The 17,599-nt window shown below is 49.8% G+C and carries 11 protein-coding genes; 3 read left to right on the top strand and 8 right to left on the bottom strand.

Annotated features, from left to right (window positions below):
* Window positions 1-20: 20 nt before the first annotated feature.
* On the bottom strand, window positions 21-2,423 hold the full coding sequence (locus tag K384_RS12575; RefSeq protein ID WP_157630169.1) for a TonB-dependent receptor: 2,403 nt from the start codon (window positions 2,421-2,423) through the stop codon (window positions 21-23).
* Between the two features lie 80 nt (window positions 2,424-2,503).
* On the opposite strand from K384_RS12575, the gene K384_RS12570 reads away from it, so the two are divergent.
* The gene (locus tag K384_RS12570; protein ID WP_038032860.1) at window positions 2,504-5,659 is read left to right on the top strand and encodes a UvrD-helicase domain-containing protein; all 3,156 of its coding nucleotides are present in this window, start codon (window positions 2,504-2,506) and stop codon (window positions 5,657-5,659) included.
* Here the strand turns inward: K384_RS12570 and K384_RS12565 are convergent.
* From K384_RS12565 to K384_RS12530, 7 genes are all read right to left on the bottom strand, one after another.
* Window positions 5,656-6,255 (bottom strand): DNA-3-methyladenine glycosylase, encoded by a 600-nt coding sequence (locus K384_RS12565; RefSeq protein ID WP_038032859.1) that lies wholly within the window; start codon window positions 6,253-6,255, stop codon window positions 5,656-5,658. The genes K384_RS12570 and K384_RS12565 overlap by 4 nt on opposite strands.
* Window positions 6,256-6,503: 248 nt before the next feature.
* Complete coding sequence (locus K384_RS12555) at window positions 6,504-6,920, bottom strand: hypothetical protein (protein WP_038032856.1); 417 nt, start codon at window positions 6,918-6,920, stop codon at window positions 6,504-6,506.
* 54 nt (window positions 6,921-6,974) lie between these two features.
* On the bottom strand, window positions 6,975-7,796 hold the full coding sequence (locus tag K384_RS12550; protein WP_038032854.1) for a hypothetical protein: 822 nt from the start codon (window positions 7,794-7,796) through the stop codon (window positions 6,975-6,977).
* Between the two features lie 163 nt (window positions 7,797-7,959).
* The gene (locus K384_RS12545; protein WP_245605311.1) at window positions 7,960-8,835 is read right to left on the bottom strand and encodes a DMT family transporter; all 876 of its coding nucleotides are present in this window, start codon (window positions 8,833-8,835) and stop codon (window positions 7,960-7,962) included.
* 32 nt (window positions 8,836-8,867) lie between these two features.
* Complete coding sequence (gene dnaA, locus K384_RS12540) at window positions 8,868-10,364, bottom strand: chromosomal replication initiator protein DnaA (RefSeq protein ID WP_038032851.1); 1,497 nt, start codon at window positions 10,362-10,364, stop codon at window positions 8,868-8,870.
* Between the two features lie 100 nt (window positions 10,365-10,464).
* The gene (locus tag K384_RS12535) at window positions 10,465-11,385 is read right to left on the bottom strand and encodes a bifunctional metallophosphatase/5'-nucleotidase (RefSeq protein WP_038032850.1); all 921 of its coding nucleotides are present in this window, start codon (window positions 11,383-11,385) and stop codon (window positions 10,465-10,467) included.
* Between the two features lie 110 nt (window positions 11,386-11,495).
* A complete protein-coding gene (locus K384_RS12530; RefSeq protein WP_084147234.1) occupies window positions 11,496-15,671 on the bottom strand; it encodes a CHAT domain-containing tetratricopeptide repeat protein in 4,176 nt (1,391 codons plus the stop codon).
* Window positions 15,672-15,740: 69 nt separating this feature from the next.
* Between K384_RS12530 and K384_RS12525 the strand changes: the two genes are divergently transcribed.
* Both K384_RS12525 and K384_RS12520 read left to right on the top strand, forming a co-directional pair.
* A complete protein-coding gene (locus K384_RS12525; RefSeq protein WP_038032846.1) occupies window positions 15,741-16,553 on the top strand; it encodes a hypothetical protein in 813 nt (270 codons plus the stop codon).
* A gap of 74 nt (window positions 16,554-16,627) precedes the next feature.
* Window positions 16,628-17,593, top strand: coding sequence for an OmpA family protein (locus tag K384_RS12520; RefSeq protein ID WP_169737657.1), 966 nt, complete (start codon window positions 16,628-16,630; stop codon window positions 17,591-17,593).
* Window positions 17,594-17,599: the final 6 nt, after the last annotated feature.

Genomic DNA, 17,599 nt, shown 5'->3' with positions numbered 1-17,599 from the left:
CTTGAAGCAAGCGTATTTACTTAAAAATCCACTACCACGCCGATGCTGGGCAGGGTCACACCCGATTCGTTCTTAAGCAATTGGTATTGATAAGCCTGTGGATTGTTGGGGTCGGTAAGGGGTTGCCCTTGGTCGTCGCGCAGCACGTCGAAGTTGTCGCGCAGGCGCACTTTGTAGCCATAGAGGTTTTGTATGTCGAGGTAAAGCTCCAAGCTCCATCGGTTGAAGTAGAACTGCTTGGTCAGCCGCACATCCAACTGGTGGAAATCGGAAGTGCGCTCGCTATTCAAGCGGCTGTAGTCAGGCACGCCCTGTTTGTTGGCATCCCAATTGGCTTTCAGGGCACTGGCTTCCAAGTCGTAGGGGGTATAAGGGGCTCCGCCCGAAAACAGAAAACGCCCCGACAGCTCCCACGCTTTGCCAAAGCGCCATCCTGCGGTCAGGCTGAGAGAGTGGCGGAAATCCCAAGCCGAGGGCTGATAAACACCCTGTGCATCGGTGAACTCGCTGCGGAAGAAAGTATATGCCAACAAGCCATACACTCCTTTAAATAGGCGCTGCTGGTAAAGAAACTCCACGCCATAGGCTCTGCCTTCCGAAGTGGGCGTTACTTCTTCGTTGCCCACCACATTAAAGTCAGAGCCTAAGTTTGCCAAAGATACGCCTTGCGCTACAGAGAAAGGATAGCGGTCATAGCGTTTGTAGAAAGCCTCGAGTGTGATACGCGCCTTGCGTTCAGGCAACAGAAAGGCAAAGCCTGTGGCTGCCTGGTCAGAACGTATGTAAGTCAAGCCGTTGTCACGGTTCACCAAGCGACCATCCGGCGCGCGGTAGCCCATCACCGTATAAGCCGGCAGCTGGTAGTAGCGCCCTACCGAAGCACTCCACTGCCAACGCGGGGCAAAACTGTAAGCCACCGCCAAACGGGGCGAAAGCTGCTCCAAGGGGCGGTTCATATCGCGGCTGTAATCGTTGAAGTCGGTGCGCAACCCTGCCGACACGCTCCACTTTTCGCCAAAAGTGCGCGTTACCTGCGAAAAAATAGCCACTTTATTCATTTTCAATTCGCTGTTCACGTCAACAGGCACCTGCCCATTGGCAGTAGCCAAGGTATAGCGGCTGCGGTTATTGTATTTGGCAAGCTCATAGCCTGCACCGTAACGGATGGTCCAAGCGCCACGATAGCGCACATCTTCAAAGCGCAGTTTATTTTCAATCTCTTGCGACACATAGTCGATGCTTTTGGGCTTCGACTCGTCGTTATCCGGATATTTGTAAAAGGCATTCTCGCGCATGCTGCGGCTCACCACCAGAGTATAGTTGCCATCCTTGCGGAAGTGCTCATATTTGCCGCCAATGGTGTAGTTCCACTGCCCATATACGGGCAAATTATCGAGCAAATAGCGTTGTTCGGGCGTTTCGTTGGCATCTAAGTTCAAACGGAAGCGATCAAGTGCGCCCACACTGATAAGCGTGAAGCGGTCTTTTGGTGAGAAGTCATGCTGCAACTTCAGCTGATAGTCGTTGTAAGTAGGCAGGAAAGGCAGCTCCAAGGCATCGAACAGAAACTGCAGATAAGAACGCCGGACAGACAATGAAATGCCGGTACGCTCGCCTAAAGGTCCTTCTGCCACCAAGCCGGCATCCGTAGCACTGACAATGCCGGTAAATGCCCACTCATCGAGGCGGGGCTGCTTTTGCTCCAGCTCCAACAAGCCACTGAGCAGGTTGCCGCGGGTAGCCGGGAAAGCTCCGGAATAAAAGTTCACTCCATCAATCAAATTGATGTTGATAAGCCCCACCGGACCGCCATTGGCGCCTTGCGTGGCAAAGTGATTGATATTGGGAATTTCAATGCCATCTAAGTAAAAGCGTGTTTCATTGGGTGCTCCACCGCGAATGATTAAGTCATTACGGAACGAAGGGGTGCTTGCCACGCCGGGTAAAGCACGCATCACACGCGAAATGTCGCGGTTGGCGCCCGGGAAACGTCCCACTTCGGTACTCGAGATACGTTTGAGCGAGAGCGGCGCTTCTTCGTTGGTTTCCAAAGCACGGTCCACCGTCACGGTTACTTCGTCCAATCCGATGGTCTCGGGCTCCAATGCCACATTCAGCACGGCAGGTGCTGCCGAAGTGAAGCGCACATCTTCAATGCGCTGCTCTTGGTACCCTACGAAAGAAAACACCACCGTATGCAAGCCGGGCGGAATACCTGTCACCTCAAAACGCCCGTTTTCATCGGATGCCGAACCTATGTTTAAATCAGGCAAAAAAACAGACACGCCGGGCAAGGGCGCATTGCTCCGGGCGTCGGTCACCGTACCGCGCAAAACAGAAGTCTGTGCAGGCTGCTGTGCCTCCGCGGCATAAGCGCTTAAAAACAAAAGCAATACGCTAAAAAATACATTTAATCGCATCATTCAAGCAATTTTTTTATAAATTCATTCGAGCATATAAACCCTTAAAAGTACCAATTGTTTACTTCAAAAGCTGTTTTTTTATGAACAACCCCCGCAAACCACTGACCATCTTGAATGCCTCTGCCGGTTCAGGCAAGACCTACAACCTGGCTCTTTACTTCTTGCGTTTTGTTTTAAAGAAAGAAAACTACAAAGATGCGCGCTACTTCCGTCATATATTGGCCATCACCTTCACCAACAAAGCCACCCATGAGATTCGCGAGCGTGTACTGAAGTTCTTGCGCATTTTGGTGCATCCACGTTCCGAAGACGAGTATAAAGACGCCGAAAAGCTCAGAGAGCAGCTGCGCAACACGCCCGGCATCGACTGCTCGCCTCAATATGTAAGCCGGGTATATCATGAACTGCTGCACCACTTGGACGAGCTGCACATAAGCACCATCGACAGTTTCATCAACCGTTTGGGTAAAGCCGCCGCTTTCGACCTGATGCTGCCGACACGCTATGAGCTGACCACCGGCGTAAGAGAATCCCTCGATCAGGTGGTTGATTTTCTTATGTTGCATGTGCGCGACCTGCCGCAGGAAGAGCAGCAAGGCGGCAGTCAACAGTGGATGCCCATCATAGAAGAGTTAAAGAACTTTGTTAAAGAAGAAGCACTTGCCGGCGATGAAAGCTGGGAAAAACTGCTGCAAGGTGAAAAGTTAAAAGAAGCGGGCAAACAACTGTTCGACAGCACCGTTCTCGACATCGTGGAAGAAAGCCGCCATGCACTCATCAAAGACAAGCAGTCTGCTTCGCTCAGCGAGCTGTTTCAAGCCTTGAAGGAAAAGAAAAAACAAGCCTATGAAGCCCTGAAAAGGGACGTAGAACCCCTCCTTCAAGATTTGAAGGAACGATGGGAAGATATAGAAAGCCTGCTGCAAAAAGAAGGCATCGACCGCCATCAAGACCTTTCTAACCAAAACAGAGCCCCCCGTATTAACGCCGCCAAAGGGTTCAAGACCTTAAGCGAATTAATAGAAAAAGTCACTCAACTAAAGGAGACACTCACAAGCGAACAACCGGACAGCAAGCAGCTGAATGAATACGTTAAAAGCATGACGGCACTATCCGGTATCGGTTCACAGCTTCCCCCCGACAAAGAATGGATAAAAAAGAGTGCTAAGAAGAGTCTGCGGCCCGAAGTGCAGCAAGAGATAAGCCGCCTTGCAAAAGAGATGGAAAATGTGCACACCGAAGTTTGCATGCATGTGCTTTTTCAGCTTACCGTCATACAGAGTGTACAAAAGCTCTTTATTTATTTTCTCATGCACCACTTGCTGGAAAACACCCTTTCACGCAACAGCAAGCTGTATCTGGGCTGGCTTTCGTTGAAGTTAGCCCGCTATTTGACCGACAACCCCATGAGCCCTCCGCAAATCTACCAGCAGTTGGGCAATATTTACAAACACTTCCTTATCGACGAGTTTCAAGACACCTCCATTACACAGTGGCGCATTCTCTATCCTTTCTTGAAGGAAAGCACCTCGCAAGGGCTGGAGAGTCTGATTGTAGGCGACCCCAAACAGTCGATTTATGAATGGCGCGGCGGCGAATCGCAACTATTGGTCAACTTGACACAGGCCGGTCCCAATGCCAATTCGGCAGATTTGGCTGCTGAAATGCTCGACTTTTTAGGGCTCGACGCCACCCAACGCCCCGAAGTAGAAGCTTTTTTGCAGAGTGTGCAAAGCCACACACTGGATAAAAACTTCCGCAGCGCTTCCCGTATCGTGAAATTCAACAATGAGCTGTTCAAAGCCATCAAAAAAAAGGAAGCGACCAACCCCTTCATTATGAAGGCGTACACTTCCGTGGAGCAAGAACCCCAACAGGAGACCGAGTCAGGCGAAGTGGTCGTAACGTTTGTTCCGGGCAGGAACAATCAGCAAATACTTTCCAACATGGTGCACATCATCCACCAATACATCCAAGACAAAGGCTTCAACTATGACGACGTCACCATTTTGTGCCGCAAGAATGACGAGGTGAACCAAATCGTACAGCAACTGAACAGCCTATCTAAGGACAAGCAAGACGAGCACGGCAAGGACTTGCAGGCTTATGCGCCCGGCTCCCTGACCATAGACCGCGCCCATGCCGTGAATTTCTTGGTGGCTTTCTTGAAAAGCCTGGCGCAACCCGCCAACCGCTTGGCTAAAGCCGAAGCACGCTTTTTTTACTGCCTGTATTGTCAAGCTCTTGAAAACGAAGGTAAGCCACCGGCGTCTGAAAGCCCCATCGAACACAATACATTACAAGAAATATTTGGTGAAGTGCCCGAAGGTGCCGACTGGGATTATTACCGCGAAAAATATGCCTACCTTAAAACTTTCGGATTCGAGCAGTTGAATGGTAAAAACGTTTACGATATTGTACTGGAAGTAATTGAACACTTCCGTTTGCTGAAGCTGAAAGACGAGCAAGCCTATGTATTTCGCTTCTTGGAAGTGGTGCATGAATTTGTGCACACCGAAGGGCAACAGCTTCATGCTTTCGTAAAATACTGGGACACCCTCAGCGAAATGCCCGCCTTGCAAGACGTCCGCCAAAACGCCGTGCAAGTGATGACCCTTCACAAGTCCAAAGGACTTGAATTTCCGGTAACCATCATCCTGCTCAACTGGTCCATTACGGATAGTAACCGGCAACACACACTTTACGTACGCTTGTCCGATACCGATACGGCTTCGCCTCTTCCCTATTTGTTTGTTACTCAAAACCATAGTTTCCTTGAAAAGATTAAGGAATGTGGGGATGCTGCCATTCAGGGAACGCTGTACAAAATATTCATAAGCCGCATCATTCAAGAATTCACCAAAACCACTCAAAAAGAAGATTTGGCAGCTCTCAACCTTTTTTACGTTGCCTGCACCCGTCCCAAATCGTCCATGAACTGGCTAATACCGTCGAAGAGTTCGAATAGTTCGAATAGTTCAAAGCGTTCAAGCAGTAAATCGATTGGAGACCTTATCCCCGAGCAATATAACGAGCAATGTAAAAAGAGCGATCAAGCAGGAAAAATACCGAAACAAAGCGAAGACGCTTCACAAGAAAACGGACAAGCAGCAGCTTATGATGAGTACTCTTTCGTCTATTTGTGTGGCACGCCCGATGAAAAAAACCAATACGCAAACAATAAAAAGAAACAGGAAAGCGAAGTCATCACGATAAACTATCTGCCACAAGATTAAAGGAAAGCATCTACCGGCACATCTTTCCATACAAAACGCCATGGCAGCAGGGCATCTTCACCGGCATAATCAATGCCTATGCGTGGGGTTGCCTGTATTGCCCCCGGCGGGGGCTTTATGCCACGGTCTTCAAGCCACAGCAGCTGCCCAAGCGTCAGGTCGTGGCGGTTATGCAACAGTTCTATACCCAATGCTTGGGTAAGGGTGCCCGGTCCGGCACTCAAACGGGGCGTCAGCCGTTGGTGCTTGCGGCGCTGCAGCATGTGTGCCAAGCCTTCGAGCGGTACACCGGCACGAATCAAGACGGCATCGGCCTTTTCAGCCCGGTTGGTTACCACATTGAACAAACGATGAATGCCATAACACAAATAAACATAAGCATGGCCGCCGGCTGCATACATCACCTCAGTACGTGGGGTACGCCGGTTGCCAAAGGCATGACAGGCGCGGTCAGTAGCACCGCAATAGGCTTCTGCTTCGGTAATAACCAAAGCCGTTCGTTTTCCGTCAATTTCCGATACTATCACCTTGCCTATCAGGTCGTGGGCAATGCCCACTACATCTTCCCGTTCATAAAAGGCTCTGTCCAGCAACATGGGCTATGCGCGTTTTGTGGCAAATATAAAAGATAATGGCATGGCATACTTTGCGCCGGCAGGCTTCCTCAAAGACTTCTGCTTTTTTCGAGCATGGAAAAGAAACCTTTTTGTTTTGGGGCTATGTGCAGCGCCAAGTGCCCTTTCTTCCAAACGGCACAAAAAGCCAAGTCATAATAAAACCGGCACTGCAAGGTGCTTTAAAACCTGCAATGCCGGGAGGCTGCTCAACGTAAAATGGCAAGCCGTTATTCAGGCGTTTCGCCAAAAGCTTCCATCAAGCGCAGCTTGGTTTCTTCGAGCTTCTGCCGGCTGCTTTCCGATAGGGCAGGGTTTTGGCTGTGCCGGTTCAGATATTCCATGGCTGCTTCATAGCTCACATAACGGTAATCTTGCTCTGCTTCGGCTTGTACCGGATAGGCTTTCTTTACCCGCTCCAAGTCCTCGTCCTTATAGACCACTACCTGAATCCGGTAGCTTTTATTTTCGTCTTCACTTTCTTCCCACTGATACCATTCATTGCCCAAAAGCGTATAGGCAAGGTATTTGGGACCAAAGTCTTCATAGCTGAGCACAAAGACACGCAGTGCTTGCTTGTTTTGTTTCTGACAGGCGCCCAAGCAGGCAAACAGCCAAATAAGCAATAACAGACGGTTATGTTTCATAGGCTTTTTTGTTGAATTTGTGCAAAAAAGTTCAAACAAGCAAGTGTGTATCTCTTACTGCCCACGCAATGGGATATTGATACCCAGACTAAAAAACAACACATCGGAGCGTGAGTTTTTCTTATTGGCTTTGGTGCGCACTTCGCCTATGTCTTCCGAAGACACATTGCCCGGGTCATAGTTGGAAGGACTGTTTTTAAACTCTACCGTCCACCCCTTGGTATCTTCCGAGTCGTAATAGCTCACTTCGCCGCTCATCAGGTAGAGCGCCCGCAATTCGAGATTGGTGCCGCCCAGCGTAATCAACAAACCGGCTCCCCCGCCGTAGCTCCATGCAAAATCGCTGGCTTGGTTCTTGGCAGTAATCAGACGGTCGTTGTTGTTATTGCCCGAGTTATTACCACCTGAATAGCGCCCATCGTCCGACTCGTCATAAATTTTGGTGCGTGTGTAAATGTACTTAAAGCCGCCCATGAAGTCTATGTAAGGGCGCACATAAGGGATAGGTGCAATGAAGCGGCTAATCAAATGGGTGTGAAAAATGTTGTTGTTGACCACAATACGCAACGGCATGTTGATTTGGTCAATAAGTATCTGGTTGCCGTTGTTGTCATAAGCGACCAGTTCGGCTGTCAAGGTTTCTCGCTGTTCGTTTCGCCCATAGAGCGAATACCCTACATCCAAACCTATTTGCACGGATTCGTTGCCGCCAATGCCTCCCATGCCGTAGATGTTGAAACCGATGCCTACGGCGTCGGTATTTTCTGCAAATTCACCGGTAGGCACAGCCACCTGAAAGCCGCCTCCGAAGTATTGGGCATAGGTGCCGGCAACAGGCAGCAAAAGCATGAAGTAGAAGAAGAAAGTCGTACGCATGATTTTTTCTGTTTAGCTGCTCAATTACGCATGATTTTTTCTGTTTAGCTGCTCAATTACGCATGATTTTTTCTGTTTAGCTGCTCAATAAAAATGCCATAGCAGCCAATGCCGCATACTTTCTTCGAAATTTTTCTTTAAACCACACGATACAGCCCGCTCATCAAGAAGCCACTTCTTTTTGCTGCCTTTTTTTCAAAGCCGGTGTAAGCACCACATTCAGTATTACCCCTGCCAAAACAAGCAGCATGCCTGCCAGCGTTTGCCATGTGAAAGTTTCGCCGAAGAACACATAGCCCAAGCCCAAGGCATAAACGATGCCGATATAACTGGCAGCTGCTACTTTCGCCGCTGATTCTGCCTGATAGGCTTTGGTCATGAGCACCTGCGCCCATTGGGTAAGCACCCCTATCGCCAACAGCCAAAGCCAATCGTAACCTTGCGGCATCACCCAATCAAAAAACATCCAAAGGGCAGCCAAGGGCGCCGTTACCAAAGGGAAGTAAAGGACGATGACCACGGGATGCTCGCGCCCTTTCAAGTAGCGGATACAGTTGTAAGCACAGCCGGCACAAAAAGCAGACAATACGCCCATGCTCACATCGAGCCAGCCAATACGCCAGTCAAACGATTTCATGACAAGGATACCGGCAAATGAAAGCAGCATAAAAATAAACTGTAAGGGCAAAAGGCGCTCTTTGAGCACCAGCGCTGCAATCAGGGCGGTAAATATAGGGGCAATGAAATGCAAGACGGCGGCACTTGCCAAAGGGATACGTTGCAAAAGCATGAAAAACAAAGCCAAGGCAATGGCACCAAACAGACCGCGAAGCACCAGCACTTTGCGGTTGTTGCCCAACATAGGCACGCCGGCACGCCGCAACACCCACACGCTCATCAGCAAAGTAACCAAAGAACGGAAAAAGACAATTTCAATGGCAGGAATGTGAGGCACCATCTTTACGCATATGTTCATCAGCGCAAACAGGAAGCTGGCAGCAAACATCAATTTTACTCCTCTACTTATTATTGGCATCATTCATGAGGTTAAAGGTACCCCGGACTGCCCGCCTACGATTGTTTCAACAGGCGCAGACGGTCCAGCAGCTGGTCTATGTACAAACGGAAGTCGGCGTTTTTGTCACGTAGCTCACTGATGTTTTGCACGGCATGGATAACCGTACTATGGTCGCGCCCCCCAAAGTGGTAACCGATGGACTTCAATGAAAAGTTGGTGTATTCTTTACACAAATACATGGCTATTTGGCGGGGCACCACGATTTCTTTCTTTCGGGATTTCGATTTCAGGGCTTCCACACTTAAGCCAAAATAGCGTGCCACCTCTTCCATGATGGTGTCTATGCCCACTTCTATGTCTTCATGCGGCAGCTCATCCTGCTTTTGCACCACATGTTGCACCACTTCTTTTGCCAGCGCCATGTCTATGGGGCGGCGATTCAAAGAAGAATGCGCCATCAAAGACACGATGACCCCTTCCAGCTCGCGTATGTTGCTGTCTATGGTGTTGGCTAAATATTCAATCACTTCCGGGTCCAGGCTAATGCCTTCGTTTTGCAGTTTGCGCTGGATGATGGCAAGGCGTGTTTCAAAGTCGGGCTGCTGCAAATCGGCAGTAAGTCCCCACTTAAACCGCGACAACAAGCGGTCTTGTAAGCCTTTCAGCTCGCGTGGGGGGCGGTCACTGGTCATCACTATCTGTTTGCCCTTCTGATGCAAATGGTTGAACACATGGAAAAACAGCTCTTGTGTCTTTTCCTTGCCCGACAAAAACTGCACATCATCAATAATCAATACATCGATGAGCAAGTAAAAGTTGGTCAAGAACTGCAAGTTGTTGTTTTTGAGCTCTTCTATAAACTGGCTGGTAAACTTTTCGGAAGAGACATACACCACAATCTTCTCCTCCTGTGTCTTGCGTATATGATTGCCTATAGCCTGCACCAGATGGGTTTTACCCAGCCCTACGCCCCCGTATATCATCAAGGGGTTGAAAGAGGTAACCCCCGGCTTTTGCGCTACGGCAAAAGCGGCCGAGCGCGCCAAACGGTTACAGTCGCCTTCTATGAAGTTATCGAAAGTATAGTGTGGATTCAGTTCGGTTTCTTCGAGCAGGGGCTTATACTCCTCCGGTATTTTCTTACCTTTTCGCTTGGGACGCAAAGAAGTAGCCACTTGGCGCTGCCCCGGGGGCACACTCTCCGGTTGTTTTTGCCGGGGCGTGTTGCCATTTCCGTTGCCGGTTTTGGCGGTGGGAATATTCATTGCCAACGGATGGTGGGAAGCATCGCCCCTATCGACCACCACCGAGTAATCGAGGCGCCCCCCTTTGCCCAGCACTTGCACAATGGCCTTGCGCAAGGCATGCACATAGTGCTCTTCTATCCACTCATAGAAAAAAAGGCTGGGGACCTGAATGGTTAAGGTATTGCCCTCCAGATGCAATGGCACGATAGGCGAGAACCATGTCTTAAATTGCTCTTCATCCACCTCTTGGCGAATGACCTTAAGACACTGGTTCCATATCGTTGTTGCATCACGAACACTCATATAATCATAAGGGCTATGCTTAGTACCTGGAATAACCATAAACAGAACTCAAAAAGGGCTGCAAAGTTGTTAAAAAAAGGGCAAATCCCCAACCACTACATTATACACGGCCGGCGCTGATGGGCAGGGCGCGTGCCGACACCATCCGTTTTTTTCCGTTTTCAATCACCAGGTCGATACGCCCCAAGCGCACCCCTGCCCATCCTACTTGATGAATGATGGTGTAGTTTCCGTCGGCATGGCGCATTTTATATGGCTCTTGCATAAAGGTATGCGTGTGCCCGCCCAAGATAATGTCAATGCCCGGCACTTTGCTTGCCAGCAGCACATCCGATATCTTTCCATTAGAATAAAGAAAGCCCAAATGCGAAAGGCAAATCACCAAATCGCACTTTTCATCTTTGCGCAGGGTTTTGACCATCTCGCGTGCCACGCCCACAGGGTCCAAATAACGTGTTTTGCCATACAAACGCTCATTGACCAAGCCTTTCAGCTCAATGCCTATGCCAAACACGCCGATGCGAATGCCGCCCCTTTCAAACACCTGATAGGGCTTGGTTTTGCCATGCAGCGGGGTGCGGCTAAAGTCATAGTTGGCGGTCAAGAAAGGAAAGCGGGCATGAGGTAGCATCTTCAACAGGCCTTCCAAGCCATTGTCGAAGTCGTGATTTCCGAGCGTGGCGGCATCATAGCCCATTTCGCTCATGAGCTTAAATTCCAATTCGCCCCCAAAGAAGTTGAAATAAGGTGTACCTTGGAAAATATCGCCGCTGTCAAGCAGAAGCACATGCGGGTTTTCGCTGCGTATTTGCTTGATAAGAGCTGCCCGGCGTGCCATACCTCCTTCGCCGGCGTGCTGTGGTGCCGACAAAGGAAAGGGCTCGATGCGCGAATGCATATCGTTGGTATGCAGGATGGTAAGGCGGGTAGCCTGTGGGCGCCCTGCCAACAGTTCAAAAGGAGCCACTGCCGCCACACCGCCGGCAATGAGCGCTTGCTTCAGGAATGTTCTTCTGTTCATCGTACTACACTCTTCTTGCTGATGGTCAATACCTTTTTTGCCTGTACGCTCAAGCGCTGCTTGAGGTTAAGGGGTACAAAGATAATGAACTCCATGCTTATTGCCGCGCCTTATTGCTCTATCAACACAAAAGCAGCCCAGAAGTAAGGGTGCCGGTACTTTTCCCGCAGCTCTATCTGAGCTTGTTTAAAAGCAGCCGGCGGCTCTTTCCCTTCTACCAAATAATGGTAAAAACGACTCATGAGTTGCTGCGTGGCGGCATCATCGACCCGCCAAAGGCTCATCACCAAATAGTTGGCCCCCGAAAGCAAGAAAGCACGTTGTAGTCCGTATACGCCCTCGCCGTTTTGCACTTTACCCAAACCGGTTTCACAGGCTGATAATACAACCAATTGCGTTTGCGACAAATCCAAGTGAGCTGCCTCATAGGCTGTCAACACACCATCATCACGTCGCCCTTCGCGGCGTCCGTTAAAATAGTCGGTAACACCGGCAAGCACCAAACCGGAGCGCAGCATAGGATCCACAGGGTCTTCTTCAAAAGCTTCGCGGCTGATGAAACGTCCGGGCTGCACCTCGTCCTTGGACGAAGGAATAAAAAAGCCGTGGGTGGCAATATGCAGGATTCCCGGCTTATCGATGGTTTTGATGTATTCTTCACGCGCCTCTGCCCCTTTAAATACTTCTACATCCCAAGAAGCCTTCTTCAATAAATCTGCAATTTGATTTACTTCTACTTCCGTGCCGGGCAAGGGTGTGAAACGCGCCCCGGCAAGCCAATAGCTCTCTTGATTATCCAAGTCAACGGCCGAAGCTTCTATTCCCAGCGATGGGTCTATCTGATAAGTAGGGTTGCCTACCAACACTGCCTTTCTCTTTACTGCTCTGTCTTCGCTCATGTTGATGAGATATTTGGTATTGGACACCAATACAATCTCTACCTCATCAATCACGTAACGGTCTTGTGCCGCATCATACAGGGCGTAGGGGTTGATTTGGTAGTAAGCCCCGTCGGCAGAGAAATACAGACGGCGCACTCCCTGCAAATGGGGTTTGATGGGTGCCCACATAACGGCATAACTCCGGCGGTCGGCGAGTTTAAACTTCACGGCATTCCGGTGGTAATTCACATGCCGTTCTATATTACTCCCTTCGGTAAGTATGAACCAGTCCGGGACAGTTGCTTGCGGGCGGGCAATCAAGCCGATATAGTACACGCTATCCGGCTGCGGTTCAATACGAATCAGCTCCATAGCCGCCTCCCCCGGCTTTAAGGAAGCTGCCAAAGCACGGAAATTATATTGCTGCCGCTGATTAGTGGTAACGAATTCAGAAGAGCGTTGAGAAAGGATCTTTTCCAAACGGTTGGCCTCCTGTTCGAGCTCCTCTATGTTGACGCCCCTTTCCCGGGCAGCCTGAAGCCCTTCCGTGTATATATTGGCAATCAGCTCGCGCAACGCTTGCCATTGGCGGTAGGTTTGTTTAAGCGCTTCGTCCGTCGTGTTTTCCATCAACAGGCGCAGGCGTCCGGTAGTGCTCAATAAAATACCTTTGAGCTGCATCTGCAGATTGTAGGCTTTCAGCAGCAAACGTTGGCTCAATGCGGCTTCCGGTTTTTCGGTAGCATGCTTCACGACAAAGAAGAAGAAATTCTCATAAAATGGGCGATACTTGTAATAGAAAGAGCGTTTTTCCTTTTCACTCAAACCGGGGAATATCTCCTCTATGAAGTTGCCCAAGACATCCACGCTTCGTTCGTAGTATTGAGCAGCTTGTGCATAGTTCTTTTGCTCGTCATGCAGGATAGCCAAGTTGTTGAGCGTCGTGATGTAATCGGGGTGTTGTGTACCTACTGTCTGCTCAAACGCTTGTAGTGCCTCTGTATAGTAGTTCAAGGCCTCGGCCGGCTTGCCTGCACTTTCGAGCAAAATGGCCAGGTTATTAGCAGAGGCAGCCGTTGCCGGATGCACCTTCCCGTAGAGCGTCAAGCGGGCATCATATGCTTTTTTCAGCAGGTCGATAGCTTCTTGCAGCTTTCGCTGCTTTTTGTAGAGATTGGCCAAGCGCTCCGACACCCCGATGTATTCGGGGTTATACTCTCCTTTGGCCCGGAGGATATCCAATGCCCAGCGGTATAGCTCTTGCGCTTCGGTATAGTTGCCCACTTGCTCATGATAAGCAGCCAAGGCATTTAGTGCCAGGGCATAGTCGGGGTGTTCCGGCCCCACGATACGCTCCCTCAGTGCCAAACACTGCTGCAGAGCTTCGATGGCCTCTTTGGTACGCCCCATCTTATTGAGGGTTTTCGCCAAAAAGTAAAGAACATCCGTGTACTCTGCTATCTCTTTGGCATTTTGGCGCTCATAAAGCGTGCGTGCCTTGTTAAGCACCTCTTCGGCTTCTACATAGCTTCCCATCAGGTAGTTGAGCGCCCCCAAGTGAAGATATGTTTCGGCCACTGCCAAGTGTTCTTCACCCAAAAGACGGCGGCGAATGCTCAGGTTCTGTGTCAGCATTTGCTCCGCCGTGTCATAATAACCTATGCTTTGCAAAAGTAGTGCGTAGGCTTCCCGCAAGTCCAAATAAAAGGGGTGCTCTTCACCCAAACTCATGGCAGCCTCGGTCATGGCTTCCACGTAGAGAGCTTCGGCAAGTCCATATAGACCACGGTTGGCGTAAACAGCAGCCAAGTTGCGCACCACCGCAATGTAGGCGGGGTCTCCGGCAGCAAAGTTCTTCTTGTAAATCTCTATTGCCTGCTGATAGTATTCCTCTGCCTTATTGTAGTCGCCGGTTTCATAAAGCACATTGGCATAGTTCGAAAGCACTTCTGCGTAGGCTTGCGCTTCCGGGCCCAGCAGCTCTTCTAAACCGGGCAATAGGCGCTCGTACTCATCTATTGCTTTACGGTATTGCCCGGAGAGCATCAAAGCCCGTGCGTAGTCCGCAGCAGTCAGCCAATACGAGAGTGTCTTGGCTCCATGAATCCGCTCCCAGCTCTCCATCGCCAATCGGTATTTCTCGGCGGCGGCTTCGTAGTCCGAAAGGCCTTCTTCCAGTATTTCGCCCCACAGAAGATATGCTCGCGCGTATAAAGGCGATTGCCGCTTATTATTTGTTTCCATCAGGCGGATGAACTCTTCCAAGTGTTGCATGGCATCTACCCAGCGCGCCAAGGCCCGCTCTATCTGTATCCGGTTATACAGTAAAGTCAGGCGTTCTTGTACCGGGGCATCTTCTTTTGAAACGCTTTCTATTTTGCTCAAAAAAGTAAGTGCTTGGGTGTATTCTTGCCGGGCAGCTGCCAACATGGCCCATGCTTGGTAATAATCGGGTAACAACGTGGGTAGCGCTTCTATAGCTCCCTGCACATTACGCAGCTGTGTTTCTGCTTGCTCATAATTGCCGGTTTTTACATAAAGGCGTCCTAAAGCTACAGAAGACGCTATTGCCTCTACAGTATTCCGGGTTGTCATGCGCTGCAATGCTTCCAGCTGTTCAATTGCTTGTGCAGTTTGCCCTTCTTCTTCGGCTATCAAAGCCAAATCTAAGAGCGCCTGACGCTGCAAGTCTGCCACCTTGCCTGCCTGCGCCAGCTGCAAGCCTGCTTGTAGCAGCGGCTTGGCTTCCGTGTAATTGCCCTGTTCTACCAACAAATGCCCCTTGCCTACCAATACATAGGCATATTCAGGGCGGTTGGTAAGCTGTGCCTGTTGAAACAGGCTATCTGCCTTGGCAAGGTAAGCATTTGCCTCCTGCCATGCTGCTTTTCGTATGGCCAGCTGCCCCAAATAAGCCAGTGCCACCGGATAATACAAGGTCAACTGTTCCTGTTGTTCACTCAGCGCCACTACTCCGGCATAAAGCTGCTCTGCTTCGGCATGCTTGCCTTGTGCCACGTAAAGTGCCGCCAGTTGAAAGGCAGTAGAAAAATAAGATGGCAGGTCTTGGGTCTTTCGCAGCTCCATAGAAGCTTGATACATCGTCTCGGCATCAGGCAAGCGTTGCGCCCGTGTATAAATCACAGCCATATTCTGATAAAGCGCCGCCAGTTGTTCCGGCTTGTTTTGCAGCGCTTGTGGCGCTATGGCACGCAAGCTGTCTGCCAATGAAGCTGCCCGCTGTGTGTCGCCGGCATTGTAGGCGGCAAGCATCGACTCATAGAGCCGGGGAAAATCTTGCTGTGCTTTTACAAGCTGTGCAAAACATAAAAAGCTAAAAAGCAATATCCATCCTTGCCGTTTCATAAAGAAAGTGCGCATAAAACGTACACCGTCCATCATCATTCAGTTGCATTTTGTTAAATTTATGCTTGAATTTAGTATATATTTTTCAACTTATTTTCATCGTGACTTATGAAAACGCTCATACAACTGTCATTTCCGGTACTCTTATGCCTGCCATATGTGCTGCTTGGGCAAAAGCTGGATTTACGGGATGAACAAATTGTAGTGAACCGTAAGGAGGGGAAGGTGATTTTGCCTTACACCTTGGAAGACGGCAGCATTCGCTATGAATTTCACACCGAATTATACTACTCTAACGACAGCGGTAGAACATTTCAAGGACCATTGAAAGAGGTGCGCGGGCATATCGGGCGACGCGTGCTTGCCGGCGATAAGCGCATCATATGGTATTATGAAAAAGAAGCCCCCGACTTCGATGGCAAGAACATACAGTTTAAAATAAAAGCCCGCTACGAACCCAGCGTACTGAATCTGAAAAACGAAGGGGCAGCGCTTTATTCGCTGGTAGTACCCGGCTTGGGCAACCCCAAAGTGCGCTATTACAAGTGGTGGAAATGGAAATACCGCTGGGTGGTTACCACGCTTTTAGCCTACGGAGCAGCCGGTGCTGCCATCTGGCAATATAACGCAGCCAAGGCTTCTTATGACGATTATTTGCAAGCTACCCGCCCGGACCAAGCCGCCTCGCTCTACGACCAAGCCAACCAGCAGTTGCTGCTTGCCAGTGGGTTGGCAGTCGTAAGTGCCGCGATTTGGGGCGGCGATGTGGCGCGTGTCTTCTTTCGTGGGCTACGCAACCGTGTGGACAAGCACCATCTCAAAAAACTTAATGAAAAAATGGATATAGAAGCGGGCATTGTGCCACAGGCTACCTATCAGCGACAATTTGTGCCGGCACTACGCCTCACCTTTCGGTTTTAACTCCCGGTATTGAACAAATCATGCAGAAAATGAAAAAGCTTTCGTATATTTTTCTTTGTGCAAGCATCAGCCTCATGAGTATGAAAAGCCATGCCCAAGTGCTTGAAGATACTTCTCCGGTGATTCCGGATTTGGGCATCAGCACCTTCTCTACCGAGTTTATCATTCAAGACAAAGAGCTGGGTTCGCCCGTAGAGGCTCGCGTGGAAGTACGCGACGTGCTGGCAAGCCAAACGATTGCAAGCCAAAAAGCCACCGGGGGACGCCTGTCACTGGACCTCCCTGTCAAGAAGCTATACAACATACGCATTTCCGAACCTCAGTTCGAAGACACCACCATTACCATTGACGCCAACCGCCTCGACACCTTCAACTTGGTTTACCGTATTCCGCTTACACCAAAGAAAGTAGAGTACGAAATCAATATTCAAGATATTGCCTCGGGCGAAGCCCTTGACTTCGGCGTGGTGCTTACCAACCGTAACCGGGATGAGGTCATAGAGCTTAGCCCCGAAGACGCTCAAAATGGCCGCTACCTGGTCAAATTACGTGAAGGCGACGAGTATGAAATAGAAGTAAAAAACCCCAACAACTACCTTTTCTATGCGCGCAAGTTTGTGGCTTCGGCTGCCAAGGATTTGCCACAGGCAGAAGCCAAGCCCAAACTGGATGTAAAGATGACAGGCTTAAAAGTAGGCGCCAAAATACCGCTTAGCAACATCACTTTTGAGTATAACAGCTGGGAGTTGAACGAAGATGCAAAGCGTGAAATAGACCGCATTTACAAGCTGCTGAAAGAGAACCCCACCGTTATCGTTGAAATTGCCGGTCATACCGACGACCGCGGTTCGGCAGCTTATAACCTTGAGTTGTCGCGCAAGCGTGCCAATGCCGTAAAAGAATATCTGCTTCAGAAAGGCATGTCGCCTGACCGCTTTGTTACCAAAGGGTACGGTGAGTCGCAGCCCATAGCCGACAATAAAACCGAGGAAGGGCGTGCCAAAAACCGGCGCTTTGAGTTGATAGTGCTTAGCATGTGATGCGGT

Source organism: Thermonema rossianum DSM 10300, from assembly GCF_000426825.1.
GTDB lineage: Bacteria > Bacteroidota > Bacteroidia > Cytophagales > Thermonemataceae > Thermonema > Thermonema rossianum.
This window is presented reverse-complemented; position numbering and strand designations above follow the sequence as displayed.

Excerpts from the sequence above, each read along its gene's own strand:
- K384_RS12575 (WP_157630169.1), bottom strand. The coding sequence starts at position 2,423 with ATGATGCGATTAAATGTATTTTTTAGCGTATTGCTTTTGTTTTTAAGC.
- K384_RS12570 (WP_038032860.1), top strand. The coding sequence starts at position 2,504 with ATGAACAACCCCCGCAAACCACTGACCATCTTGAATGCCTCTGCCGGT.
- K384_RS12565 (WP_038032859.1), bottom strand. The coding sequence starts at position 6,255 with ATGTTGCTGGACAGAGCCTTTTATGAACGGGAAGATGTAGTGGGCATT.
- K384_RS12555 (WP_038032856.1), bottom strand. The coding sequence starts at position 6,920 with ATGAAACATAACCGTCTGTTATTGCTTATTTGGCTGTTTGCCTGCTTG.
- K384_RS12550 (WP_038032854.1), bottom strand. The coding sequence starts at position 7,796 with ATGCGTACGACTTTCTTCTTCTACTTCATGCTTTTGCTGCCTGTTGCC.
- K384_RS12545 (WP_245605311.1), bottom strand. The coding sequence starts at position 8,835 with ATGATGCCAATAATAAGTAGAGGAGTAAAATTGATGTTTGCTGCCAGC.
- dnaA (WP_038032851.1), bottom strand. The coding sequence starts at position 10,364 with ATGAGTGTTCGTGATGCAACAACGATATGGAACCAGTGTCTTAAGGTC.
- K384_RS12535 (WP_038032850.1), bottom strand. The coding sequence starts at position 11,385 with ATGAACAGAAGAACATTCCTGAAGCAAGCGCTCATTGCCGGCGGTGTG.
- K384_RS12530 (WP_084147234.1), bottom strand. The coding sequence starts at position 15,671 with ATGATGATGGACGGTGTACGTTTTATGCGCACTTTCTTTATGAAACGG.
- K384_RS12525 (WP_038032846.1), top strand. The coding sequence starts at position 15,741 with ATGAAAACGCTCATACAACTGTCATTTCCGGTACTCTTATGCCTGCCA.
- K384_RS12520 (WP_169737657.1), top strand. The coding sequence starts at position 16,628 with ATGAGTATGAAAAGCCATGCCCAAGTGCTTGAAGATACTTCTCCGGTG.